The 23486-nt window shown below is 56.6% G+C and carries 23 protein-coding genes; 6 read left to right on the plus strand and 17 right to left on the minus strand.

The window, feature by feature from the left end; all coding sequences use genetic code 11:
• Positions 1 to 11: 11 nt before the first annotated feature.
• Positions 12 to 446 (plus strand): YhbP family protein, encoded by a 435-nt coding sequence (locus ACOTZP_RS08845; protein WP_022649508.1) that lies wholly within the window; start codon positions 12 to 14, stop codon positions 444 to 446.
• Here the strand turns inward: ACOTZP_RS08845 and ACOTZP_RS08850 are convergent.
• Entirely contained in the window at positions 426 to 944 is a 519-nt protein-coding gene (locus ACOTZP_RS08850) for a type 1 glutamine amidotransferase domain-containing protein (protein WP_015571965.1), read from the minus strand. The two genes, ACOTZP_RS08845 and ACOTZP_RS08850, sit on opposite strands and share 21 nt — an antisense overlap.
• 128 nt (positions 945 to 1072) lie before the next feature.
• On the opposite strand from ACOTZP_RS08850, the gene ACOTZP_RS08855 reads away from it, so the two are divergent.
• Both ACOTZP_RS08855 and ACOTZP_RS08860 read left to right on the plus strand, forming a co-directional pair.
• Positions 1073 to 1717: an NAD(P)H-binding protein gene (locus ACOTZP_RS08855; protein WP_022649507.1), complete on the plus strand. Its 645-nt coding sequence runs from the start codon at positions 1073 to 1075 to the stop codon at positions 1715 to 1717.
• 40 nt (positions 1718 to 1757) lie between these two features.
• A complete protein-coding gene (locus tag ACOTZP_RS08860; RefSeq protein WP_023307055.1) occupies positions 1758 to 2795 on the plus strand; it encodes a permease in 1038 nt (345 codons plus the stop codon).
• Between the two features lie 50 nt (positions 2796 to 2845).
• On the opposite strand, the gene dolP is transcribed toward ACOTZP_RS08860, so the two are convergent.
• The 4 genes from dolP to ACOTZP_RS08880 are packed head-to-tail and all read right to left on the minus strand — an operon-like array spanning position 2846 to position 6534.
• Entirely contained in the window at positions 2846 to 3421 is a 576-nt protein-coding gene (gene dolP / locus ACOTZP_RS08865) for a division/outer membrane stress-associated lipid-binding lipoprotein (protein ID WP_022649505.1), read from the minus strand.
• A gap of 9 nt (positions 3422 to 3430) precedes the next feature.
• Positions 3431 to 4021: a DnaA initiator-associating protein DiaA gene (gene diaA / locus ACOTZP_RS08870; RefSeq protein ID WP_003861754.1), complete on the minus strand. Its 591-nt coding sequence runs from the start codon at positions 4019 to 4021 to the stop codon at positions 3431 to 3433.
• Positions 4022 to 4042: 21 nt separating this feature from the next.
• Positions 4043 to 4438 carry a YraN family protein gene (locus ACOTZP_RS08875; RefSeq protein WP_271075423.1) on the minus strand — a complete coding sequence of 132 codons (396 nt, stop codon included), beginning with the start codon at positions 4436 to 4438 and terminating at the stop codon, positions 4043 to 4045.
• Positions 4396 to 6534, minus strand: a complete 2139-nt coding sequence (locus ACOTZP_RS08880) for a penicillin-binding protein activator (RefSeq protein ID WP_271075422.1) — start codon at positions 6532 to 6534, stop codon at positions 4396 to 4398. Before ACOTZP_RS08880 ends, ACOTZP_RS08875 begins: the two co-directional genes overlap by 43 nt.
• A gap of 61 nt (positions 6535 to 6595) precedes the next feature.
• On the opposite strand from ACOTZP_RS08880, the gene rsmI reads away from it, so the two are divergent.
• Positions 6596 to 7459, plus strand: a complete 864-nt coding sequence (rsmI, locus tag ACOTZP_RS08885) for a 16S rRNA (cytidine(1402)-2'-O)-methyltransferase (RefSeq protein WP_271075421.1) — start codon at positions 6596 to 6598, stop codon at positions 7457 to 7459.
• A 67-nt stretch (positions 7460 to 7526) separates the two neighbouring features.
• Here the strand turns inward: rsmI and ACOTZP_RS08890 are convergent, their stop codons facing one another.
• The 11 genes from ACOTZP_RS08890 to kbaZ all read right to left on the minus strand — a co-directional run bounded on the left by ACOTZP_RS08890 (position 7527) and on the right by kbaZ (position 19622).
• A complete protein-coding gene (locus tag ACOTZP_RS08890; RefSeq protein WP_271075420.1) occupies positions 7527 to 9416 on the minus strand; it encodes an enterotoxin in 1890 nt (629 codons plus the stop codon).
• 16 nt (positions 9417 to 9432) lie between these two features.
• Positions 9433 to 10605, minus strand: coding sequence for a MalY/PatB family protein (locus tag ACOTZP_RS08895; RefSeq protein ID WP_421633693.1), 1173 nt, complete (start codon positions 10603 to 10605; stop codon positions 9433 to 9435).
• A 12-nt stretch (positions 10606 to 10617) separates the two neighbouring features.
• Positions 10618 to 12189 carry a maltose/glucose-specific PTS transporter subunit IIBC gene (gene malX, locus ACOTZP_RS08900; protein WP_022649499.1) on the minus strand — a complete coding sequence of 524 codons (1572 nt, stop codon included), beginning with the start codon at positions 12187 to 12189 and terminating at the stop codon, positions 10618 to 10620.
• Between the two features lie 116 nt (positions 12190 to 12305).
• Positions 12306 to 13178, minus strand: coding sequence for a tagatose-bisphosphate aldolase subunit KbaY (kbaY, locus tag ACOTZP_RS08905; RefSeq protein WP_003861740.1), 873 nt, complete (start codon positions 13176 to 13178; stop codon positions 12306 to 12308).
• Positions 13179 to 13190: 12 nt separating this feature from the next.
• Positions 13191 to 14336, minus strand: coding sequence for an SIS domain-containing protein (locus ACOTZP_RS08910; protein ID WP_022649497.1), 1146 nt, complete (start codon positions 14334 to 14336; stop codon positions 13191 to 13193).
• Positions 14337 to 14582: 246 nt separating this feature from the next.
• Positions 14583 to 15716 carry an N-acetylglucosamine-6-phosphate deacetylase gene (gene nagA / locus ACOTZP_RS08915; RefSeq protein WP_271075417.1) on the minus strand — a complete coding sequence of 378 codons (1134 nt, stop codon included), beginning with the start codon at positions 15714 to 15716 and terminating at the stop codon, positions 14583 to 14585.
• Positions 15713 to 16147 carry a PTS galactosamine/N-acetylgalactosamine transporter subunit IIA gene (gene agaF, locus ACOTZP_RS08920; protein ID WP_032626392.1) on the minus strand — a complete coding sequence of 145 codons (435 nt, stop codon included), beginning with the start codon at positions 16145 to 16147 and terminating at the stop codon, positions 15713 to 15715. Before agaF ends, nagA begins: the two co-directional genes overlap by 4 nt.
• A gap of 16 nt (positions 16148 to 16163) precedes the next feature.
• Positions 16164 to 17042 carry a PTS N-acetylgalactosamine transporter subunit IID gene (agaE, locus tag ACOTZP_RS08925; RefSeq protein ID WP_022649494.1) on the minus strand — a complete coding sequence of 293 codons (879 nt, stop codon included), beginning with the start codon at positions 17040 to 17042 and terminating at the stop codon, positions 16164 to 16166.
• Positions 17032 to 17811, minus strand: a complete 780-nt coding sequence (gene agaW, locus ACOTZP_RS08930) for a PTS N-acetylgalactosamine transporter subunit IIC (protein ID WP_003861730.1) — start codon at positions 17809 to 17811, stop codon at positions 17032 to 17034. The genes agaE and agaW overlap by 11 nt, the downstream gene beginning before the upstream one ends.
• A gap of 10 nt (positions 17812 to 17821) precedes the next feature.
• On the minus strand, positions 17822 to 18295 hold the full coding sequence (agaV, locus tag ACOTZP_RS08935) for a PTS N-acetylgalactosamine transporter subunit IIB (RefSeq protein WP_003861728.1): 474 nt from the start codon (positions 18293 to 18295) through the stop codon (positions 17822 to 17824).
• Between the two features lie 19 nt (positions 18296 to 18314).
• Positions 18315 to 19622 carry a tagatose-bisphosphate aldolase subunit KbaZ gene (gene kbaZ / locus ACOTZP_RS08940; RefSeq protein WP_271075416.1) on the minus strand — a complete coding sequence of 436 codons (1308 nt, stop codon included), beginning with the start codon at positions 19620 to 19622 and terminating at the stop codon, positions 18315 to 18317.
• A 239-nt stretch (positions 19623 to 19861) separates the two neighbouring features.
• Between kbaZ and ACOTZP_RS08945 the strand changes: the two genes are divergently transcribed.
• Positions 19862 to 20665, plus strand: a complete 804-nt coding sequence (locus ACOTZP_RS08945) for a DeoR family transcriptional regulator (RefSeq protein ID WP_015571958.1) — start codon at positions 19862 to 19864, stop codon at positions 20663 to 20665.
• Between the two features lie 107 nt (positions 20666 to 20772).
• Here the strand turns inward: ACOTZP_RS08945 and garD are convergent, their stop codons facing one another.
• A complete protein-coding gene (gene garD / locus ACOTZP_RS08950; protein ID WP_023298704.1) occupies positions 20773 to 22344 on the minus strand; it encodes a galactarate dehydratase in 1572 nt (523 codons plus the stop codon).
• A gap of 366 nt (positions 22345 to 22710) precedes the next feature.
• Here garD and garL point away from each other — a divergent pair, with 366 nt between their 5' ends.
• The gene (gene garL, locus ACOTZP_RS08955; RefSeq protein ID WP_003862676.1) at positions 22711 to 23481 is read left to right on the plus strand and encodes a 2-dehydro-3-deoxyglucarate aldolase; all 771 of its coding nucleotides are present in this window, start codon (positions 22711 to 22713) and stop codon (positions 23479 to 23481) included.
• Positions 23482 to 23486 lie beyond the last annotated feature (5 nt).

Raw genomic sequence — 23486 nt, forward strand, 5'->3', positions numbered from 1 at the left:
AGAGAGCGAAAATGGAAACACTGGCCGCCATTAACCGCTGGCTGGCAAAGCAGCATGTTGTGACCTGGTGCGTCTGTAAAGACGAGGAGATGTGGTGCGCAAATGCCTTTTATTACTACGATCCCGAGCGCGTGGCCTTTTACGTGATGAGCGAAGACAAAACGCGGCATGCGCAGATGACGGGCCAACAGGCAAAAGTGGCGGGCACGGTAAATGGTCAGCCTAAAACCGTTGCGCTGATCCGCGGGGTCCAGTTTAAAGGCGAAATTCGTCGCCTGGAAGGTGAGGAAAGCGACGCCCAGCGTAAACGCTATACGCGCCGCTTCCCGGTGGCCGCAGCGCTAAAAGCCCCGGTGTGGGAAATCCGCCTCGATGAGCTGAAATTTACCGACAACACCCTGGGCTTTGGCAAGAAGCTGCACTGGTTACGCACCGAGCAGGCGTAGCGCTTCGCGGTTAAACGCTGGAAGATCGTCCGGCGTACGGCTGGTGATCAGCTGATCGTTATCGTTCACCACTTCCTGATCGTAGAACTCGGCACCGGCGTTTTTCAGATCGATAACGATCGGTTTCACCGCGGTGAGCTTACGCCCGCGTACCACCTCGGCGCTGATCAGCAGCTGCGGACCGTGGCAAATGGCAAACACCGGTTTACCGGTGCCGACGAAGTCACGGGTAAAGGTGACGAAACGCTCGTCCCCGCGCAGGGAATCCGGTGAATGGCCGCCCGGTAACAGCAGGGCGTCGAAATCCGACGGGCTGACGTTATCAATGGATTCGTCAATGGTCACGCTGGCTTCACCCTTATGGCCCTTCACGGTTTTACCCGCTTCTTTTTCGATGGTGACCACCTCGTGGCCCGCCTTGCGGAATGCCTCTGCTGGCGACGTAAATTCTGAATCTTCAAACTCGTCGGTAATCAAGACTGCGATTTTTTTACCCATGCTTCCTCCGTTGTTTTCGCTTCAGACTGTTTTTTTCCCGTTTGTGGTAAATACTTACCGGTAACAGACTTTTAAGTGTGGTAGAGCAGGCCCAGATCGCAAACGGACAATTCTGTAAAGGGGACAAGATGAGTCAGGTACTGATTACCGGCGCAACCGGGCTGGTGGGTGGACATCTGCTGCGGCTGCTGATCCAGGATCGGCATATCAACTATATCGCCGCCCCGACGCGTCGCCCGCTGTTGGATATCACCGGCGTCTATAACCCGCACGATCCCCAGCTTACCGACGCGCTGGCGCAGGTGCAGGATCCCATTGATATCGCCTTTTGCTGCCTTGGCACCACCCGACGGGAAGCGGGCAGTAAGGAAGCCTTTGTCCATGCAGATTACACGCTGGTGGTAGATACCGCCCTGACGGCCAAAAAGCTGGGTGCAAAGCATTTCCTGGTGGTCAGCGCGCACGGCGCGAACGCAGGCTCGCCGTTTTTTTACAACCAGGTGAAGGGCAAAATGGAAGAGGCGTTAATCGCGCAGCAATGGGAGCGCCTGACCATCGTGCGGCCTTCCATGCTGATGGGCCACCGCGACGAACGGCGTTTTAACGAGTCTTTTTTCGCTCCGCTGTTTCGCATCCTGCCAGGTAACTGGAAGTCCATCGAGGCGCGGGATGTCGCGCAGGCGATGCTGAAAGAGGCACTGGCTCCGTCGCAAGAGGGGGTTAATATTATCCCTTCGGCAAAACTGCGTGAAATCGCGCAGGGCGAGGCGTAAACTTCCCCGGCTTATTAAATAACACCTTCCGGGGAATGGTATGACTGGTCAGTCTTCATCTCAGGCGGCAACACCTGTTCAGTGGTGGAAGCCCGCACTCTTCTTTCTCGTGGTCATCATTGGCCTCTGGTATGTGAAATGGCAGCCGTACTACGGTAAAGCCTTCACCGCCGCCGACACCCACAGCATCGGTAAATCGATTCTCGCGCAGGCCGATTCCAGCCCGCTTCGCGCGGCGTGGGATTACGCAATGGTCTATTTTCTTGCCGTCTGGAAAGCGGCGGTATTGGGCGTATTGCTGGGCTCGCTGATTCAGGTACTTATCCCGCGTAACTGGCTGATAAAAACCCTGGGACAACCGCGCTTGCAGGGCACGCTGCTGGGAACGATTTTCTCCCTGCCGGGCATGATGTGCTCCTGCTGCGCTGCACCGGTGGCGGCGGGTATGCGCCGACAGCGCGTGTCGATGGGCGGTGCGCTTGCCTTCTGGATGGGTAACCCCCTGCTGAACCCGGCAACGCTGGTGTTTATGGGCTTCGTTCTCGGCTGGCATTTCGCGTTTATCCGTCTGGCGGCTGGCCTGCTGACGGTGGTGCTTGTCGCTACGCTGGTGCAGCACCTGGTGAAAGACAACGAGGCCGGGCCTGCCTCCGTTGAGCTGGACCTCAGCGATCCGCAGGGCAGTTTCTTAGCTCGCTGGGGCAAAGCGCTGTGGCAGCTTTTCTGGAGCACAATCCCGGTCTATATCCTGGCCGTACTGGTGCTCGGGGCGGCGCGCGTCTGGCTGTTCCCGCATGCGGATGGCGCTATCGACAACACGCTGATGTGGGTGATTGCGATGGCGGTGGCCGGTTGCCTGTTTGTGATCCCAACCGCGGCGGAGATCCCGATTATTCAGACCATGATGATGGCTGGCATGGGTACCGCACCGGCGCTGGCGCTGCTCATCACGCTGCCGGCGGTGAGCCTGCCGTCGCTGATCATGCTGCGTAAGTCATTCCCGGCGAAAGCGCTGTGGCTGACGGCGGGGCTGGTGGCGTTGAGCGGAGTGATTGTGGGGAGTATGGCGCTGGTGTGAAAGAAAGCCCGGTGGCGCTGGCGCTTACCGGGCTTACAGTCAGGTGTGAATTACTTGATATAAGTAAAGGCGGTGGTGACGTGCTTCACGCCGCTCACCCGGCTGGCGATATCCGCCGCCGCTTTCCCTTCACGTTCTGTCACCAGGCCCAGCAGGAACACTTCGCCGTTCTCAGTGGTTACTTTCACGTTTGAGGATTTCACCTGGTCGGTACCCAGCAGCTGGGAACGCACTTTGGTGGTGATCCAGGTATCAGATGACGCGGTGCCGAGACCAATCGGCTGGCCCTGGCGGATCTCGTTAAACACTTCCGCCGTACCTTCTACGCCCATCGCGATCTGTTTGGCGCGCGAGGCGAGTTCAGGGGTTGGCGCCTGGCCTGCCAGCAGAACTTTGCCCTGATAAGCCGTCACGTTAATGCGTGCTTCCTTCTTGATCTGTTCGTCTTTCGACAGCGCACTGTTTACGCGCAGCTCAAGCGTACCGTCATCCACCTGCGTCCCAACGGTACGCGGATCGGTCGCTGCTTTGGTGCCGACCGCTGCGGTACCGACTACAGCGGCAGCGATGCACCCCTGAAGCAGTAATGCAGACATCACGACTGCAAGGGCCGATAAAACCTTCATGAGAACTCCTTAATCATCCTGGTGAGGGAAAAGCGTGTTATCGATCAGATCGCATAAGCAGTTCACCGTGAGCATATGCATCTCCTGGATGCGGGCGCTACGGTGCGAAGGAATGCGGATTTCCACATCCTGCGGCCCCAGCAGGCCAGCCAGCTCACCGCCGTCGTAACCGGTCAGGGCGACAATCGTCATGTCCCGGGTTACTGCCGCTTCAACCGCCTTAACGATATCCCGGCTGTTACCGCGCGTGGAGATCGCCAGCAGCACGTCTCCGGCATGGCCTAAGGCGCGCACCTGCTTGGCGTAAATTTCGTCATGCAGACGATCGTTGGCAATCGCAGTTAAGACCACGTTATCGGTGTTTAGTGCAATGGCTGGTAAACTCGGTCGCTCGGTTTCGAAGCGATTGATCATGCTGGCAGCAAAATGCTGTGCGTTGGCGGCGGACGTGCCATTGCCACAACAGAGGATTTTGTTGCCGTTGAGCAGCGACTGAACCAGCGTCATCGCTGCACGCGAGATCGCGTCCGGAAGGGCTTCCGCTGCGGCAATCTGCGTTTGAATGCTTTCTGTGAAGCACACTTTTATTCGTTCGAGCACGGTATCCCTTTAAAATCTTATTTATGCGTCTTCGCCAAACGCGTTTTTAAGCCAGTCGATCGCATTTCCGGTGAAGGCTACCACATCGAAACGGCAATCCACAGTATCAAAACTCCCATTATGGCGGGCAAGCCACAAGTGGGCAGTCTGTAATAATTTTTTTTGTTTGGCGAGCGTCACGCTGGCGGCAGCACCGCCAAAACGGGACGACTGTCGGTAGCGTACTTCAACAAACACGATGGTTTGACCGTCTTTCATAATCAGGTCAATCTCGCCGCCGCGCCCGCGAACGTTGGCGGCGACAAAGCGCAGTCCTTTGCCTTCAAGCCAGCGGCGCGCTTTTAGCTCCCACGCGTCGCCGGTCTGTTTACGGCTTAACTGGCCGGGACAATCTGCCCCTGCTGGTATTTGAGCCATGATAACTTCCTGTTAATCACACAATCCTGATCGGCGGTCAGATCGCCGGTATTCCCGTTAAGCTCAAAGCCCGGTACCTGGCGCATCTGGGTAAAGTGGTTTGCCAGCGCCCAGGCATCGACGCCCATCGCGTACAGACGCGCCAGGGAATAATCATTGCGCACCGCGCCCAGCGCCTGCTGCATCAACTGCGGGTTGCTGCCTGCCAGCATAGGGATCTCGCTGTATTGCAGTCCTTCCATTTCCAGACGGAAATCCGGGCCTGCGGTACCCTGTGCGCTGCGGGAGCTGGCGTAGAGCGTAGCGCCGCTCTGGCTGCCGTTACGCATGGCGATCATTGGTTTGATAAAGGCGATCTCTTCCGGCGTAGCGACGATGTATGCCGAATCCACTTTACCGCCGCCGCTGATTTGCGCGTCGGTAGGGGGGGCTGGGATCGTCAGACCGCCGATGGTGACGCTCTGCTGCTGCGGCAGGCTGGCGGATACCGGGCTACCGTTGAGGGCAATACCTGCCCCGCCGTTCACGCCCGCTCTCAGTTCGGAAGCTGAGCCAAATTTCTGCTGCAACACCACGCCACCGCCAAGGGTCTGCCACTCTTGCGCAAAGGCGTTGGCAACGCGGTCGCCCAGCGTGCTGCGTGGGATCAGCAGCAGCGGCGCCTGTTTGCCCTGCTCGTGGATATGACGGGCCGCATCGCGGGCTTCATCCTCCGGAGAGAGGGCGAAGTAACAGATATTGGCGCGGTTCTGAACCTGCTCTGGCTGGTTCAGCGCCAGCACGTTCAGCGTGGTGTTGCTCTTCATCAGCGCTTCCACGTTGTTTTTCAACAGCGGGCCGACAACGATGCTGGCCCCGTCCTGCTGAACCTGCGCCAGCACCTGGTCAAGCGGCTGGGCGCTGGTGTCGTAGATTTTCAACTCTGCACCAGGGTTAGCGCTGGTGGTGGCCACAGCCTGCGGCTGGGCTACTGGCTGCTGTTCCGGCTGCGCGGTTTGCGGCTGAGGTTGTTCTGCCGTCGCGGGCGCCGGGGTTTCAGCCGGGGCCTGTGTTGCCGCAGGCGCTGAGGTAGCGGGTTGCGTCGTTGGGGCGGTAACCGGATTCTGCATGGTGCCCTGGGCAGGGGTTTGCGCGGTGGTCAGGTCGCTGGTTTCGGCGGCTGACGGACTGACGACGTCATTCACATTCGCCGCCTGTGCTGCCTGCGCCGGAACGGCGCTGCCGGTGACGGCGGTAGTGCCGTTTTTCGCGGCTTCAAAACCTTGCTGAATGGCGCGGCCAAACACCGCTGCCTGGCCGTTTAACGGCAGCAGCAGGGCGATTTTGCTGGTGGAGGCGGGCTTAAAGTTTTGCACGTTCACCAGCTGCGTTGGCAGCATTTTTGCTCCCGGGTTTTGCGGGTAGCGCTTTTGCCAGTCGGTAATGCCGGCTTTCAGCATGTTCGGATCGCTGCGGTTGTTGAACCACATCTGTTGCAGATCCAGCCAGCCTTGCAGGACATTTTCATCGGCGTTGATCACCAGCGCTCTGGCCTGATCCTGGGTCATGGAGGCGAGTGCCTGCCAGGTTGCGTCAATATTTTTCTGCTTGTCCGCACCCGCGAGCAGAGGCTCCTGGGCAATCAGCGCGCGGAGAAGCGTCAGGGAGGGGCGACCCTGCTCAGCGGTGATACCGGCCTGCCAGAAACGGGCCTGCTGATTCTTATCCAGCGCGCTCAGTTCGATAGTGCCGAGGATCTTCTTCGCGCCGTCGAAATCTTTCAGCGCGACCTTCAGTTCTGCCGACAGCAGCGTCTGCTCATGGTGCTGATCGTCGTTAAGATCCTGCGGCAGCTGGCTGAACAGCTCGGCGGCCTGCTGGGTTTTTCCTTCCTTCAGCAGTGCACGAATGGCGAGTAATTGCCAGTTGATCCTGGTATCATTTGAACTCTGCGACATTTGTTGCAGATAAAAGCCAGAATCAGCCTGAGCGGATCCCTGCATATGAGCAGTGCTCTGGTCGGGTGCCTGAGTGCCGCAGCCTGTAAAGATCAGGGCTGCCAGCAGGAGGGGCACGCTGTGCGCGGCTTTTTTTCGAAGAAACGTTAACGGTACCATACTGTATCCAGTGATTTTTTTACGCAATGCTCAATATTAAATCGGCAATACGGACGAAACAATGAAACAACACGAAACGGCAGATAATTCTCAAGGCCAGCTTTATATTGTACCTACTCCTATCGGGAATTTGTCTGATATTACCCAACGTGCACTCACTGTATTGCAAGCTGTTGATTTAATTGCTGCTGAAGACACCCGTCATACCGGTTTACTGCTGCAGCACTTTGCCATTAACGCCCGTCTGTTTGCCCTGCACGATCACAATGAGCAACAAAAAGCCGAAACGCTGGTGGCGAAGCTGAAAGAAGGGCAGAACATCGCGCTGGTCTCCGATGCGGGTACGCCGCTTATCAACGATCCGGGCTACCATCTGGTGCGCACCTGCCGTGAAGCAGGGATCCGCGTTGTGCCGCTGCCGGGGCCGTGTGCTGCTATTGCCGCATTAAGTGCGGCGGGCCTGCCGTCCGATCGTTTCTGCTACGAAGGTTTCCTGCCTGCTAAATCCAAAGGCCGTCGCGACGTGTTAAAGGATCTGGAAGCAGAGCCGCGTACCCTGATTTTTTACGAATCAACCCACCGCCTGCTGGAAAGCCTGGACGATATGGTTACCGTCTGGGGCGAATCCCGCTACGTGGTGCTGGCGCGCGAGCTGACCAAAACCTGGGAAACGATCCACGGTGCGCCGGTTGGCGAACTGCTGGCGTGGGTGAAAGAGGATGAGAACCGCCGCAAGGGCGAAATGGTGCTGATTGTCGAAGGGCATAAAGCGCAGGAAGACGCCCTGCCTGCCGATGCGCTGCGTACGCTGGCCCTGCTACAGGTTGAACTCCCCCTGAAAAAAGCGGCGGCGCTGGCGGCGGAGATCCACGGCGTGAAGAAAAATGCGCTGTATAAATATGCGCTGGAGCAGCAGGGGGAGTAAGCCCCTGCCGCCTGTTTTGCCGGGTGGCGGCTTCGCCTTACCCGGCCTACACCGTGTCAAAGCCTTACTATTTTCCCGGAATCGCCTCAAACACCAGCGTTTCCAGCGGTTGCAGCGTAATCACCACAGCGTTTTTATACTCCTCTGGTACGGTTGAATAACTGCCGTACACGGCTTTCAGGGTAAACTGCGAGCGCTCTCCTGCCGGGATCTCAAAATCTTTGGTTAAATCCAGGTAGTAACGTTGCGGCTTATCCGACGGGTTGCGTAAACCAAAAATCGCTTTGTCTTTACTCCATGAGGCCCAGCCGTAAACCTCAAGCGAAGTTGGGTCACCGCCAATCCAGTGCGTATCCACCAGCACGCTGGCATTCTCACGCGACCATTTCGCCGCCTGTGCCAGGGTGTCCCACTTCGCCTTGTTAAGCATGGACGGCGTGATGTACAGCTCCTGAAGTTGAGTTCCGGTCGCGAAGTAGCTCCAGACCTGATCGGCAAAATCACCGTCCGTTTGTACTTTCTCCAGTCCATAGTAAGCGTTCTCTGCACTGACGATCCCGTGGTACATCAGGGAGTTCAGCGGGAACAGCGGGCCTTTGCGTACGATGGAGCGATAAGTTTCGGCATCCCGGTAGGTCATCCACTGCTGCACTGGCGTGCCGGGACCGTACAGGTTGATATCATCGCCCTGACGCCAGATTGAATCAGCATAGAACAGCCAGGACGGGCTCGCGTCGGTGCCGGTGGTCAGGTTGATAAACAGGTTCGGGTTTGCGCTGCGCATGTTGTGCAGCAGGGCAATGGACGCGTCAAAATCCGATGCAAATGGGCTGCCCTTGATATGCGAATTGGCGTTACCCATTCCGTCGAGCTTGAACGAGGTAATGTGCTCGTTTTTGATCAGCTTAATGATCTGATCGTTAAAGTTTTTAAAGTAGTTCGGCCCCGACAGCGCCAGCTTGCCGTCTACGGTTTCGAAACCATACTCTTTTGCATGCGAGACGCGAATATCGCGCGGCTTGTTGTAACCGCCCCACGGTGAAAGCCACAGCCCAACCGAGCTATGCAGGCTATCGGCTTTTTCCCTGACTTTGCCAAAACCGTTGCTGAATGCCGGGCCAAACAGCCAGCGTCCGGTGCGATCGTCCCAGCCATCGTCCAGCAGGAACGCGTCCAGCGCCACCCCGCGTCCGGCAATAAATTCTTTATTCCATTCGTCCATTCGTCCAATGACATCCTGCTCGGAGTAAGGAGTAAAGAAGCCGATGTCCATCCAGCTGTTGTAGTGCAGATAAGGCTTATAAGGCCGCGGGCGCACGGCATCGATAAACTGGTTTACGCTGCGCCGCAGCTGATTAGTTTCCGGGAAAGTGCCGAACCAGGTGGTAAAACTGACCGGTGTCTCAGGCAGAATTGGCGTTTTCAGCTCCACGTTGAGGTTCGTGGTGGCTTCATAAGCGTAAGTATTCACAATCGGTTTGTCTGGCAGGATGAAGAACGAGTCGGCCACGATTGGCGAGCTGTTAATCGCCCCGTCAACGTAAGGTGCCTGAGACTGCTTCTTCGTCGGGAAGAAGGTCATTTTCGCTACGTCCCGCGGCTGCCCGACGGCGGCGATGGTGTAGCCGATGCTGGCGTATTTTCCCTTCACCAGGTTCAGTTTCACCGTTACGTTAAAATTCGGATGCGTAAAGTCGATGACTATCGCGTTGTCCTGCTTTTCGACGTGCTTGATTTTGAAATCAGCGGTGTGGATTTTTGTTTCATCCGGCAGCGTCAGAAAGAACAACTCCTGGGGCGTGAGCGGATGGTTAGCCTTGCTGTCCGTTACTACTACCGTTGCATTTGCATCATCAAACGAAAGGGCAATATTGTTGTTACTGAGCGCGTAGTTTGCTGCCGCCGCGCCATGAGAAACACAGAGAGCCAGCAGCGAGAGAGTGAGCCTTGTTTTCATCGGGGTAAGATCCTTATCAGTAATGCTTCAGCATTCGGTTGATGGACTGTTCCAGCCAGTAGCGCTGGGTGCCGAAGTTAATACGCAGGTAGTTTTCGCCGTTTTGTACGTAGTGGCTGCCATCTTCGATGACCACGCCAGACTGTTTGGCGAAATGTTGGGTTAGCGCCGTCGCACTGCGATCGTCCGCACTGACGTCTATCCAGGCGAGATACGACGACTCCGGGTTCATCATCTTCCATGCAGGGAAGTGGGTCTGGATGGCACCCGCAAGGTAGCGGGCATTGCCGCGCAGATAACCATTCAGCGCGTCGAGCCATGGCAGACCTTGCTGATAGGCCAGAATAATCCCCCACACGCCGAAGATATTCGGCGAGGTAATGGAGTTCTTCTCCAACTGCTGGCGGAAACGCTGGCGCAGCGAATCGTCTGGAATCATTGAGTAGGATGTTTTTAGCCCGCCAAGGTTGAAGGCTTTATTGGGGGAGGTCAGCACAATCAGGTTGTCCTGGGCGGCACAGCCCGAAGTCAGACAGCTGACGAATGTACCGTCCAGAATGTGCTCGGCGTGAACCTCATCAACCACCAGAATCGTGCCGTAGCGCTTACAGAGATCGGACACCTGGCGTATCTCATCCGCGCGCCAGATGCGGCCCGAGGGGTTATGCGGCGAGCAGAAGAACCACAGTTTTGGACGGTGAGTTTTGAGCTGAACTTCAATCAGATTAAAATCCAGCTGATAGCGGTTTTCCTTCACGCTCAGCGGATTTGCAAGCACCCGCACGCCCTGTCGCTGTGTCGCCATCGCAAACGGGTCATACACCGGGGTGTTCATCATCACGCAGTCGCCGGGATTGCAGAACGCCTGAACCGTATAGTGCAGCGTAGAAACGGTGCCGTAGGTCAGGGTGATCCATGACTTATGCACCTCAACCTGATGACGGGTGCGCTGGAAGGCGATGACCGCATCGTAGAATTCGTCGAAGCACCAGGTGTAACCGAAGGTGCCATGCTCCACGATGCGCTGAAAGCCTTCAATCACGGCGGGTGGCGAGGTGAAATCCATGTCTGCTATCCACAGCGGGATAAATCCCTCCGGGACATCACCGAAACGCGAACACACAAACGCATGATCCCATTTACGGCATTTATCGCTTTTACGCTCAATGATTCTGTCGAAATCAAACACAACGACCCCCTGTTAAATTAAGGCTTCAATGCCGGATTTGACGCTCTGCACCTGCGGGCCGATGATCACCTGAACGCTGTGGGCATCAAGCACCACGACTGACAAGGCGCCAGCGGCCTTCAGCGCCTGCTGGTCGATAAGCCCCATATCTTTCACCACCAGACGTAAGCGGGTAATGCAGTTGTCGAGCGACTCAATATTCTCTTTACCGCCAAGCGCGCGAAGAATAAGCCCATGATCGTATTTTGATTTTCCACGTGCCCGGGTATTGGCTTCCACCGCCTGGAGCGCACCCTGCGCGTCAACCTCACGGCCTGGCGTTTTTATATCGTGCTTGAGGATGTACCAGCGGAAGACGAAGAAGTAGATAGCAAACCAGGCAATACCCACCGGGAACAGCAGATACCATTTGGTCGACATCCCCTGCATGACGCCGAAGATCAGCAGATCCAGAATACCGCCGTCAGTGTTGCCGATGGTGACGCCGAGCAGCGCCATCACCATCAGCGCCAGGCCAGACATAACGATATGAAACGCGTAAAGCACAGGGGCAATAAACAGGAACAGGAACTCAATCGGCTCTGAAATACCCGTGACAACTGAAACCAGCACGCCTGAAAGCAGCAGCCCTTTAATCACCGGACGGTTTTCCGGGCGCGCGGTGCGGTAGATAGCGTAAGCCACGGCAGGCAGGCCGAAGATAAAGGTCGGCATAAACCCTTGCGATAAAAATGCCGTAACGTGCGGGCTAAACGGCAGACCCGCTTTCAGCTCGGCGTAGAAAATGTTCAGCGCACCGGCCACTTCCTGGCCGTTAACCATCTCAATGCCGCCCGCCGGGGTGAAGCGCACCATCGCCAGCAGAATGTGATGCAGGCCAAAAGGTTTGAGTAGCAGCACGCCCACGCCATACAGGAACGGTCCAAAGACGCTGGTGCTCTGGATGATATGACCAATCCCGGCAATGCCCATTGCCACATATTCCCACAGCAGGGGGATGACCAGGCCGACCAGCGACAGGGTGAGGGCGGTAACAATCGGAACAAAACGAATACCGCTAAAGAAGGCAAATGCGTCGTGCAGCACCGTGTCCTGGAAGCGTTCGTGCAGGAAGTAGGTGATCACCCCTACCACAATGCCGCCGAGCACGCCCATCTCCAGCGTTTGAATGCCAAGCACGATGGATTGTCCCACCTGTCTCATGGTGGCGGCATCCGCAAGCTGGTGGGTGGCGGTCAGGTAGTAGTTGATGCTCATGTTCATCAGCATGTAGCCAACGAATCCGGCAAAAGCGCCCACCGCTTTATTACGCCTGGCAAGGCCCATTGGGATCGCCATGGCAAACATCAGCGGCAGATAGGTAAAAGCAAAGCCACCGACCATGGCGATAAAACCAAAGGTGAGCTGCGTTAACTCGCCGCCCAGAAAGGGAAAACTTTTGATGGTGGAAGGGCTGGTGACAGAACTACCGATACCTAACAACAACCCCATAAAGGCCAATAGCGAAACCGGGAACATAAACGTCTTTCCCAGGCTCTGGAAAAACTCCCACGCTTTCGATTTAAACGACTTTTCCTGTGTCATGTAGGGACTCCTCGGATTTTTAGGATAATGGAAGGCGCTGTCCGGCTTAAGGACGCGCCTTCATATTTGCGAGGCTTATAGTTATTTTTTAGGTACTAACGTTATGCGCGATGGGTTCAGGCTTCAGCCGGAAGCAGCAGCCGGTTCGCCGAGCCGCAAACGGTGATTTTGCTTCTGACCACCTCTTTCATGGCATCCATGCCGACGCGCATGTAGAAGCGCGGATCGTTGCCCTGTGGGTTCTCGGCAAACCAGGCTTTGACTGCGTCAGAGAAGGCGATTTTCAGCTCTGTTGCGACGTTAACTTTGCAGACGCCCAGCTCAATGGTGCGGCGCACATCCTCATCCGGAACATCGCTCGCACCGTGCAGTACCAGCGGCACTGTCACTACCTCGCGGATCTCGGCCAGCCGCTGGAAGTCGATTTTTGGGCGTTTGGTATAGAGGCCGTGCGCGGTTCCGATGGCAACGGCGAGGCTGTCCACGCCTGTCAGTTCGACAAAGCGTTTTGCTTCCTGCGGGTCTGTCAGGAACGCGCTTTCGGCGTCGACGCTCATGTCATCTTCCACTCCACCCAGTCGGCCCAGTTCGGCCTCGACGCTACAGTCGTTGAGGTGACAGAAATCGACGACCGATTTCACCAGCTTGACGTTTTGTTCGAAGGGGTAATGGCTACCGTCGATCATTGCGCTACGTACGCCGGCATGGACTTTGCGGCGAATGTCATCCAGCGATTCGTGGTGATCGAGGTGTAGCGCCAGCGGCATGTCATAAGTAAGGGAATATGCGCTGCACAAGGCGTAGATCTCTTCCAGCGCAATATGTTTAAACGTCCCCGGCGTACCCGCGAGGATCACCGGGGATCGCATTTCGCTACAGACTTCGAGGATCGCCTGGATCGTCTCGGCGTTATGAATGTTAAAGGCCGGAACGGCATAGCCCTTTGCCTGTGCGTCCTGCAAAAGATATTTGGTGGAAATAATACTCATGAGCCTGTCCTCTTAAGCCTGCCACGGATGAATAACAACGCCCTGGACCACACGGTTAACCGTACCGCTGGCGGATGGCGTATCTGGCGTATTGCCAACGTGCAGAGACTGGGTCAGTGCGAAGACCTGGGCGTACATCAGGAAGCAGAACGCCTGCTCCATATCGTTAAATGAACGAGAAGGCGGCAGCAGGATATGCGGGCCAGCTTCAATGACCGGATCCGTTTCGGCTGCAATGGCTACCACGCGCATAGCCTGACGATCGCGACGCAGCTCGGCGAGCAGATCCAGATCGTACTGACGCGTGTACGGATGGCTGGAGACAAACACGACGACCAGCGTTTCGTTGTCCACCAGCGACTTAGGCCCGTGACGGAAACCCGTTGGCGAATCGTAGAATGCCGCCAGCTTGCCGGCGGTCAGCTCCAGCACTTTCAGCGCAGACTCCCGTGCGGCGCCCTGTAATCCACCGCTGCCCAGATAAACAATGCGTTTCCACGGTTCGTTACCAAAGACGCCGGGGCTGAAATCGCCAAGCGATGTGAGGATCGCCTGACAGCGATCGGACACGTCGCGGAACGTTTTGCTGTTGATCGTTTCCGGTGCGAATACCGCCAGGCAGCTCGCCATCATGGTGGTGATGCTGCTTGTCATCGCGAACCCGCGATCGTGCGTTTCGGCTGGCATGAGCAGAGCGCAGGCGTTATCGCTGTCGACGGCATTCTGGTACAGGCTGCCCGCTTCATTACAGGTGATCGACAGGTGGTAGCACTCCGGTACGAACTGATTCGCCAGCTCAACGGCGGCGACGCTCTCCGGGCTATTGCCAGAACGGGCGAAAGAGACCAGAAGCAGCGGGTGCGCAGGGCTGAAATAATCCATCGGGTTGGTGACCAGATCGGTCGTAGGTATCGCGGTGATGTTTTTCCCCGTGTGGCTGGCAAGCCATGGCGCAATGATGTCGCCGATAAAAGCGGACGTACCCGCGCCGGTCAGAACGATCCGCAGATCGGGCTTGCGCAACAGTGGCGTCAGAAAACTGTCGATCGACGCGCGCAGATTATCAATATTGTTGAGCGAGCGAAGCCAGCTGGCTGGCTGCTGGCGGATCTCTTTTTCGGTCCAGGTGCCGGTGGTGGCGGTAGTGGTTTGTGGCATAACTCAGTCCTTAGTCGTGTGAATTCCACATCAGACGCTGGCAAACGTGTCGCTATCTTTCGTTTCGTTTCACTTGTTCACTTTAGCAGTTAAATAAAATCTATAGAAAAGAAATCGAAAGTTCAATGGCGTAAAAGAAATAAAACGAAAAGTGTGATCGCGAAAGGAAAGGAGAAAATCAAGGAAAGGAAAAGAAAGGCCTTACGATCGTCTTCCGTAAGGCCAACAGGGCACACTGTGAAAGGGCTACAGGGAAAGAGCCTGACCCTGGATCCAAATCTGCCGGAGGTGTAAACCCGCATCCAGCGCAATAATATTGGCGCGTTTGCCCGGCGCTAACGATCCCAGCAGGTGATCCATACCGAGCAGACGGGCGGGATGCAGTGAAGCCATATGGATAGCTTGCTCTGGGGCGACCCCCGTATGCTCCACCATATTTCGCACGGCGGCATCCAGCGCGAGCGTGCTGCCCGCCAGCCCGCCTGAGGCCGTGCGGACAACGCCGCCCTGCATCTCGACATTTCCACCACACAACGTATAGCGTCCATCAGGCATACCCGCCGCCTGCATGGCATCGGTAATCAGCACCGTACGATCCTTCGCGCAGCAACAACACAGCCGCATGGCTCCAGGATGAACGTGATGCCCGTCGGCAATAAGCTCCAGCCACGCGCGTGGGTCCGTAAGGCCAGCGCCAACCATGCCGGGCTCCCGGTGGTGTAACCCCGTCATGCCGTTGTAGCAGTGCACCAGCCCGGTTGCGCCTGCATCAAATGCGGCCAGGGTTTGCGCGTATGTAGCGGCGCTGTGACCCAGCATGACGCGTATCCCGTTTTGCTTGAGGTGATGGATCGCCTTCAGGGCTTCCGCTTTTTCCGGAGCAAGCGCCACTACCCGCAGCGTGTTCTGCGAAACCGCAATCAGATCATCAAGTTCCGCGAGATCCAGTTCGCGAAACAGTTCTTGCGGATGTGCCCCTTTGTTCTGCGGCGTAAAGTACGGGCCTTCCAGATAGCTGCCCAGGACCTGCGCACCGGGGCCACCGACATGACAGCGTCGGGCAATGCGCCGTAACGCGCCATGGATCGCCTCCAGCGGAGCGGTGACGGTGGTAGGCAGAAACGCCCCCACGCCTTCACGCGCTTTATGCATGGCTAACCGGTCCAGTACGTCGGGGGCATCATCCATCACATCCACACCCGCGCCGCCGTGGACGTGGATATCAATGTATGCCGGGCAAAGCAGGTCTGCCTCGCGGGTGTTAACCCCTGCCGGAATCGGCTCGATGGCGGTGATGACGCCTCTATCCATGCGCAGCTGATGGTCATCCAGCCAGCCCTGCCCGGTAAGCAGACGACGCGCGCGCAGCAGCTGGCTCATATCCCTTCCTCGGCGGGCGCTTCCTCGCGACAGCGTGCAAGCTCATCCACCAGGCTGGTCAGGCCGCGATGGCCGCACTCCAGCGCCTGCAAACGAAATGCTTCACTGCTTAACCCGTCGCGCTCCAGAACCATCTCCAGCAAAAGCTGGAGATTGGTGCCGGTGATCACTTCGCTGCCGGGGTGTTGCATCGCGAGGGTAGAGGCCACACGAAACGGCGTACCGCCGAGAAGATCGGTGAGAAACACGATATCGTGCTCTGCATCCAAATCATTCACTGCCTGCTCAAGCTGCGCGGTCAGCCGCGCAGTGGTGGAGCTTTCCGGAAAATCGATGGCGATAAACTGCGGCTGTTCGCCGAGGATTTGCTTCATCGCCTGTTCCAGCCCGCTGGCAAAACCGCCATGACCCGTCAAAATAATGCCTAACATCGCAACCTCTTTGCTTTTACAGGAAGTGACAGAATTTACCGACAACGCCCAGCACCACGGTGATACCAATCAGGCGCAGCGGGCTCCAGCCACGGCGTACCAGCCAGAACATGGTCAGGGTGTAGACCAGCGGCAGAAAGGCGGGCATCAGTTTGTCGATCACGTCGGTTTGCAGTTTGACGACCGCATCCCCGGCTTTAATCTCAAGTGTGGTATTCAGGCGCACATAGGTTGCCACCAGCGCACCAATCACCGTCATCCCGACAATGGACGCAGCATGACCAACCTTTTTGGTATTGGCCTTGATCAGCGGGATCGCGGCGACACCCATCCGGTAGGCATAGTGCGCCAGACCAAAACGCAGGCCGAGATGCACCACGTTAAACAGCACGATAAAGACCACGGCGCCAAGAATGGACCCCTGTAGCGCCAGGCTGGCGCCAATCCCCCCGCAAATAGGCAGCAGGGTTAGCCAGAACATGGCGTCACCAATGCCACCGAGCGGTGCACCGACGGCAATTTTAGTGCTCTGGATGCTGTTCACATCCTGCTTGGAACGCTCCATTGCCAGAATAATGCCGATGACGAAGGTCACCAGGAACGGGTGGGTGTTAAAGAAGCCCATATGGCCTTTCATGGCGCGCGCCAGGTCCCGCTTATTGGTGTGGATCTTTTTCAGCGCGGGCAGTAGCCCATACAGCCAGCCGGAGGCCTGCATTCGCTCGTAGTTGAACGAGGCCTGTAGCAGCATGGAACGCCAGGCGACACGGTTAATATCCTTTTTCGTTAGCTCAGCGCCAATACTCTGGTCTTCGTAGACGTTTTCATTCACGCCGGTCAGCAGCGTCTCTTCACTTTCAGACACGCCCGGCAGGGTGGTTGGATTAGATGCCATCTTCAAATTCCTCTTTCTGGGCCGCAGGCGCCGTCGGTTCAGGCGATTTGCGCAGCAGGTCGATCAGCGCCATCGCCAGCGCAGCCGCGGCAATCGCCAGCACCGGCAGTTTCAGCCAGGCCGCGGCGACAAAGCCGATAATGAAGTAAGGGATGTAGACGTTTTTCATCATGATCTTCAGCAGCACGGCGAAGCCGATCGCTGGCATGATGCCGCCCGCGACGCCCAGACCGTCGATCAGACGTTCCGGCAGGACATCAATGGCGGTTTTCGCGTGTTCAGCCCCGAAGTAGATGGGCAGAAACGCACACAGGAAGTAGAAGACGCCGAGCGCCAGCAGTGCCAGATAGTTGACCCGTTCAATACCACGGGTGTCTGCGTTAGCCGCCATGCGATCGCAGCGGGACATCACGCCGGACATCACCGAGAAGAGGAAAGTGATCCCCATCTGAACCGCCACGGCAAACGGCACGGCGACCCCAACCGCGACATCCGGTTTCACGCCTGTGGTAATGGCAAATGTGGTGCCAACGATGGTGCCGATAATCACGTTTGGCGGCTGCGCACCCGCCAGCGGCGCGAGACCCATCCAGACCAGTTCTAACGTACCGCCGGTCAGAATTCCGGTGTGCAGATCGCCCAGAATCAGGCCAACCAGTGGCCCGAGCACCACCGGACGGTGCATGTGTGTTAAGCCGTTAAACATATCCAGGCCCGCGATAAAGGCGAGAAGCCCCAGCGCGAAAGCCTGCAACAGACTGATTTCCATTGTGAATCCCTCAGAGCAGTTTAAAGAGATCCAAAGCAGTCTCTGTTGGAACGCCCTGAACGAAGCATTCCACTCCGGCCGCCTTCAGGCCGTTAAACGCGGCGATATCGTTCGCGTCTACAGATACCGTTTTGGCAATTTGCTGTTTGCCACTGGCGTAATGCATATTTCCGACGTTGATACGGGTGATGGGCACGCCGCCCTCGACCAGCGTTAAAAAATCAGCCGGTGTTTTACAAACCAGCAGAATTTTCTGCCGATCGGCGGCGCGATGAATGTTGTCGATCACTTTTTGCAGGGACCAGAAACGCACGGCGATGCCTTCCGCAAGCACCATCTCCATCAGGTTTTGCTGAACCGGATCGTCTGCAACCTCGTCATTTGCCACCAGCACCAGGTTCGCCCCCGCAAACCCCACCCACTGTACGCCCACCTGACCGTGGATCAGGCGTTCATCAATGCGGCATAAGACAATGTTTGGCATAGCGTTTTCCTCTTTTTAATTATGCGTGTTGAGTCGTTACGCCTTCGCAGGCGGCATGGTACTGCTGGAGTATGTCCTGAATGTGGTCGAGAATGAGCTCCCGTGGTGTGGACCTGAGAGCACCCTCGCGAACTTTGCTGTACTGCAACGGCAGATACTGGCTGATCAGCGGCAGCGGGATCGGTTCATCCGCCAGGTTGCGTACCAGTCGCTCAAAAGCCTCGTCAATCTGGCTGTCTGGCCAGTAATAGCGCACGCGGTCGGAATAGCTGTAACCGCGGGCCAGGCGACGGGCATTGCCGTCGCCGTGATAGTGGCTTTGCCAGTATTCCGGGCGATCGAGCATCACGTTTTCCAGGACGTGACGCAGTCCTGAGCAGGCTTTTGCCGGTAAAAGCTCTTCTTCAATTGCAGCCAGTGAGAACAGCGCTTCGCGCAGCGCGAAGGTTAGCGCAGGGCCGACTTTCAGAATGGCGAAGTGATCTTTCACCAACTGGCGCAGCGCCTGCGGCGTCTGGTAATCGGTAGAGTGTGCTTCAAATACGAGCGTGTCGTAGGCTTCAACCATCTTGCTCAGTGCGACGGCTTTATGCGGTTGATAGTCACAAACGTGCGCATGGTCGAACTCAACGCCAGGCTGAACCACCAGGCCAATAATGCGCGGCCAGATGTCGCTTAACCCTTCCTTCTCGAATGCGTGGCGGTGTGCCTCAAGCGTGGCACGTGCCGCCTCTGGTGTGGTGACCTCAAGCTCGGTCAGCGTTTCGTGTGCCCCACCGGGAACCGGAACTTCCGTGCCGATAACGTAGACCAGATCCGATACGCCAAATTGCTCGAGACAGGTGGTTTCGGCAATTTTAGCCAGCCGAGCGGCACGCCCGGCAACGATTGCATCGGTTAAAGGAACCGGATCGTCTTCGCAGGACATGCTGCAATCGAGGTGAATTTTTTTAAATCCGGCCGCCACGTAGCTCCTGATCAGATCGTCGGCGTTCGCCATCGCCTGCAAAGCTGGCAGGTTTTGCCAGCGGTTAGGACCTAAATGATCGCCGCCAAGGATCAGCTGTGAGGTGGGGAAACCGAGGGATCCTGCCAGCTTGCAGACAAACCCATAAAAATCGGCGGGCGTCATACCGGTATAGCCGCCAAACTGATCCACCTGGTTTGAGGTGGCTTCAATCAGCAGAGGCGTCTGCTGTGAATGGGCGTAACGAATTGCAGCTTCAAGTACCAATGGATGTGCGGAACAGACGGCGTAAATCCCGTTTGTATTCCCCCGTTTATGTTGTTCCACCATTTCTGTCAGATGTTTCACTTTCCTCTCCATTTCGGATGGTGTTGGTATTCATCTTTCGTTTTGTTTCATTTGATACTGCATTATGGTGGGGTAAAAATAAAACGAAAGATAATAGTTTTCCGATCTGTTTCACAAAAGAAACATAATGAAAGGTTTCAGCGGCGGTTAAGCTTGCGTCTGCTCACCATACAGGGCTTGCATTCCCTCAAAAGAAAGGCGTTAATAAGCAAAACGAAATGAAACGAAAGTTTATTTACTAAGGAGCTCGTATGAGCAGCACCGATTCATCCGCAGAGAAGCGCATCACCGGCACCAGTGAAAGGCGAGAGCAGATCATTCAGCGGTTGCGGGCGCAGGGAAGCGTGCAGGTTAACGATCTTTCTCTTTTATACGGCGTGTCGACGGTGACGATCCGTAACGATCTGGCCTTTCTGGAAAAGCAGGGGATTGCCGTTCGCGCTTACGGCGGCGCGCTGATTTGCGAAGGTAATGCCCCCGGCGTGGAGCCGTCCGTTGAGGACAAAAGTTCCCTTAATACGGCTGTGAAGCGCAGCATCGCGCAGGCGGCGGCTGAACTGGTGAAGCCGGGTCACCGCATTATTCTGGACTCCGGCACCACGACCTTTGAAATTGCCCGCATGCTGCGCCAGCATACCGATGTCATTGCCATGACCAACGGGATGAACGTGGCAAACGCGCTGCTGGAAGCGGAGGGCGTAGAGCTGCTGATGACCGGCGGGCACTTGCGCCGTCAGTCGCAGTCCTTCTATGGTGACCAGGCGGAGCAGTCCTTACAGAATTACCATTTTGACCTGCTGTTCCTGGGCGTCGATGCCATCGATCTCGATCGGGGGGTGAGTACGCACAACGAGGATGAAGCCCGTCTGAACCGGAAAATGTGCGAGGTGGCGGAGCGTATTATCGTTGTCACTGATTCCAGCAAGTTTAACCGTTCAAGCCTGCATAAAATCATTGATACTCAGCGGATCGACATGATTATCGTTGATGAAGGTATTCCGGCGGAAAGCCTGGAAGGGTTACGCAAAAGCGGGATCGATGTGGTGCTGGTCTAAAGAGGCTTTTCCCCTCACCCTAACCCTCTCCCCATAGGGGAGAGGGGACTGCTCGGTGCGGTTTTTTTACCCTCTCCCCGGTGGGGAGAGGGCAGGGTGAGGGGCCATCACGTCACCGGTGCCGGGTTAAACACCGCCAGCGAGTTATGCAATCCCCATTGATCGGAGAAGGTTTTCTTCCGTCCGCTTGCCACATCCAGAATGAAGTGGAACAGCTTCCAGCCCACCTCTTCAATACTCTCTTCCCCGGTGGCGATGGTGCCCGCGTTGATATCCATTAAGTCATACCAGCGGTTTGCCAGCTCGGTGCGGGTCGCCATTTTGATCACCGGTACCGCCATCAGGCCGTACGGCGTGCCGCGTCCGGTGGTAAAGACCTGTACCGTAATGCCGGATGCTACCTGCTGGGTGCCGCACACGAAATCACTGGCAGGCGTTGCCGCGTAGATCAGACCGCGTTTGGTTGGTCGCTGGCCAGGTGAGAGCACTTCCACAATCGCGCTCTGGCCGGATTTGGCAATCGACCCGAGGGCCTTTTCCACCACGTTCGCCAGGCCGCCTTTCTTGTTACCCGGAGACGGGTTGGCGCTGCGGTCGGTTTTGCCCATGTCGAGATAGTTATCGTACCAGGCCATCTCCTCCAGCAGGCGTTTGCCCACCTCTTCGTTAACGGCGCGCGGCGTGAGCAGGTGGATAGCATCACGCACCTCGGTGACTTCAGAGAACATCACCGTTGCGCCGCAGCGCACGAACAGATCGGAGGCATAACCTACCGCCGGGTTAGCGGTGACGCCGGAAAACGCATCGCTGCCGCCACACTGTGTCCCGACCACCAGTTCAGAGGCCGGGCAGGTTTCACGCTGACGTTTGTTCAGCTTCTCCAGATGGCGCTCTGCCACCTGTAAAATGTCGTCGACCATCGATCTAAAGCCGACATGGTGTTCATCCTGAAGACGCACAATACTGGCCTCGTCAACCGGAATGGCTTTCACATCCTCAGTACCCTGCAACAGGCGTTCTGGCTGCAATTTTTCACAGCCGAGGCCAATCACCATCACCTCGCCGCCAAAGTTCGGGTTAAGGGCGATATTGTGGATCGTGCGGATCGGCACGACCGCTGCGGGCGCGTTGATCGCCACGCCGCAGCCGTACAGGTGGTTAAGCCCCACCACGCCGTCAACGTTGGGGTATTTCGGCAGCAGATCGCGCTCAATAATTTTCACCACGTAATCCACGACACCCGCCACGCAATGCACGCTGGTGGTGATGCCAAGCAGGTTTTTGGTTCCCACGCTGCCATCCGCGTTGCGGTAACCTTCGAAGGTATAACCCTCCAGCGGAGGTAACGGCTCAGGGACGCGGGTAGCCAGCGGCAACGTCTCCAGCGGCGGGGCGGTGGGCAGCTCAACCAGCGACTCCTCAATCCAGCTACCCTGCGGGATAGCGCGCACCGCATAGCCGATGACTTCGCCGTAGCGCACGATTTCGCCCTGCGCCGGGATATCGACCAGTGCGACTTTGTGCCCCTGCGGAATGTGCTCAATCAGCTCCAGCCCGTCCGGAAAGCGGGTACCCGCTTTTAAGCCATTGTCGTTGACAATAATCGCCACGTTATCGGTATCGTGCACTTTTATATAGAACGCCGTCGGCGCCGCCTGTCGAATTTCAATATCGGCCATTGTTCACTCATCTCCAGCAAAATATCTGATACTAAATATAGCCAGATGGTTAATCGTTTCTTATTGAGGAAATAAAGAATGTCAGGAGAGGAAAAGTGAGAATGTGATCGCGATCGCTCCCGACACACTAATCGTTGATTCTGTGCATCAGCGCCCACTGCATTGGGCAAATGCTCAAAATAGCGTGCTAACCCCGTTGGATAATTGAGCATTGAGACAATGTGCTGCCGGGTGGTGACGATTATACTGAATGACGATTTTATAACGCCAAAATTCAGTCAGTAAATAAATATAACGCTGACGCTGAGTCGGAATAAATAAGAAAAGCTACTGGCTAAAACTGCGGAATTAAAAAAGGTATACGTAATGAGTAACGACATCTTCCCGAATAAATTTAAAGCGGCCCTTGCGGCGCATCAGATTCAGATTGGCTGCTGGTCTGCGCTGGCCAACCCCATCAGCACCGAAGTGCTGGGCCTGGCCGGATTCGACTGGCTGGTGCTGGACGGCGAACATGCGCCAAACGATATCAACACGTTTATTCCGCAGCTGATGGCGCTGAAAGGCAGCCACAGCGCACCGGTGGTGCGTGTACCTACCAACGAGCCGGTGATCATCAAGCGTCTGCTGGATATCGGCTTCTACAACTTCCTGATCCCGTTTGTTGAAACGGAAGAAGAAGCGGTGCTGGCCGTAGCTGCCACCCGCTATCCGCCGGAAGGGATCCGCGGCGTGTCTGTCTCTCACCGCGCCAACATGTTTGGCACCGTGCCGGACTATTTCGCCCAGTCCAACAAGAACATCACCATTCTGGTTCAGATCGAGAGCCAGCAGGGGGTCGATAACGTCGACGCCATTGCCGCGACCGAAGGTGTCGACGGTATTTTCGTCGGCCCGAGCGATCTGGCGGCCGCCTTTGGTCATCTGGGCAACGCCAGCCACCCGGACGTGCAGCGGGCAATCCAGCACATTTTTGCCCGTGCCAAAGCGCACGGTAAACCGTGCGGCATTCTGGCGCCGGTGGAAGCCGATGCCCGCCGCTACCTGGAGTGGGGCGCAACGTTTGTCGCCGTCGGCAGCGACCTCGGCGTATTCCGCGCCGCCACGCAGAAATTAGCAGACGCTTTTAAAAAATAACCATC

This window comes from Enterobacter cloacae complex sp. SYL001, from assembly GCF_049237025.1.
GTDB lineage: Bacteria > Pseudomonadota > Gammaproteobacteria > Enterobacterales > Enterobacteriaceae > Enterobacter > Enterobacter intestinihominis.

Excerpts from the sequence above, each read along its gene's own strand:
- rsmI (WP_271075421.1), top strand. The coding sequence starts at position 6,596 with ATGAAACAACACGAAACGGCAGATAATTCTCAAGGCCAGCTTTATATT.
- agaV (WP_003861728.1), bottom strand. The coding sequence starts at position 18,295 with ATGCCAAACATTGTCTTATGCCGCATTGATGAACGCCTGATCCACGGT.
- ACOTZP_RS08910 (WP_022649497.1), bottom strand. The coding sequence starts at position 14,336 with ATGCCACAAACCACTACCGCCACCACCGGCACCTGGACCGAAAAAGAG.
- kbaY (WP_003861740.1), bottom strand. The coding sequence starts at position 13,178 with ATGAGTATTATTTCCACCAAATATCTTTTGCAGGACGCACAGGCAAAG.
- kbaZ (WP_271075416.1), bottom strand. The coding sequence starts at position 19,622 with ATGGAGAGGAAAGTGAAACATCTGACAGAAATGGTGGAACAACATAAA.
- ACOTZP_RS08845 (WP_022649508.1), top strand. The coding sequence starts at position 12 with ATGGAAACACTGGCCGCCATTAACCGCTGGCTGGCAAAGCAGCATGTT.
- ACOTZP_RS08890 (WP_271075420.1), bottom strand. The coding sequence starts at position 9,416 with ATGAAAACAAGGCTCACTCTCTCGCTGCTGGCTCTCTGTGTTTCTCAT.
- ACOTZP_RS08855 (WP_022649507.1), top strand. The coding sequence starts at position 1,073 with ATGAGTCAGGTACTGATTACCGGCGCAACCGGGCTGGTGGGTGGACAT.
- ACOTZP_RS08945 (WP_015571958.1), top strand. The coding sequence starts at position 19,862 with ATGAGCAGCACCGATTCATCCGCAGAGAAGCGCATCACCGGCACCAGT.
- agaE (WP_022649494.1), bottom strand. The coding sequence starts at position 17,042 with ATGGCATCTAATCCAACCACCCTGCCGGGCGTGTCTGAAAGTGAAGAG.
- ACOTZP_RS08880 (WP_271075422.1), bottom strand. The coding sequence starts at position 6,534 with ATGGTACCGTTAACGTTTCTTCGAAAAAAAGCCGCGCACAGCGTGCCC.
- agaW (WP_003861730.1), bottom strand. The coding sequence starts at position 17,811 with ATGGAAATCAGTCTGTTGCAGGCTTTCGCGCTGGGGCTTCTCGCCTTT.
- dolP (WP_022649505.1), bottom strand. The coding sequence starts at position 3,421 with ATGAAGGTTTTATCGGCCCTTGCAGTCGTGATGTCTGCATTACTGCTT.
- garL (WP_003862676.1), top strand. The coding sequence starts at position 22,711 with ATGAGTAACGACATCTTCCCGAATAAATTTAAAGCGGCCCTTGCGGCG.
- ACOTZP_RS08875 (WP_271075423.1), bottom strand. The coding sequence starts at position 4,438 with ATGGCTCAAATACCAGCAGGGGCAGATTGTCCCGGCCAGTTAAGCCGT.
- agaF (WP_032626392.1), bottom strand. The coding sequence starts at position 16,147 with ATGTTAGGCATTATTTTGACGGGTCATGGCGGTTTTGCCAGCGGGCTG.
- nagA (WP_271075417.1), bottom strand. The coding sequence starts at position 15,716 with ATGAGCCAGCTGCTGCGCGCGCGTCGTCTGCTTACCGGGCAGGGCTGG.
- ACOTZP_RS08850 (WP_015571965.1), bottom strand. The coding sequence starts at position 944 with ATGGGTAAAAAAATCGCAGTCTTGATTACCGACGAGTTTGAAGATTCA.
- garD (WP_023298704.1), bottom strand. The coding sequence starts at position 22,344 with ATGGCCGATATTGAAATTCGACAGGCGGCGCCGACGGCGTTCTATATA.
- malX (WP_022649499.1), bottom strand. The coding sequence starts at position 12,189 with ATGACACAGGAAAAGTCGTTTAAATCGAAAGCGTGGGAGTTTTTCCAG.
- ACOTZP_RS08860 (WP_023307055.1), top strand. The coding sequence starts at position 1,758 with ATGACTGGTCAGTCTTCATCTCAGGCGGCAACACCTGTTCAGTGGTGG.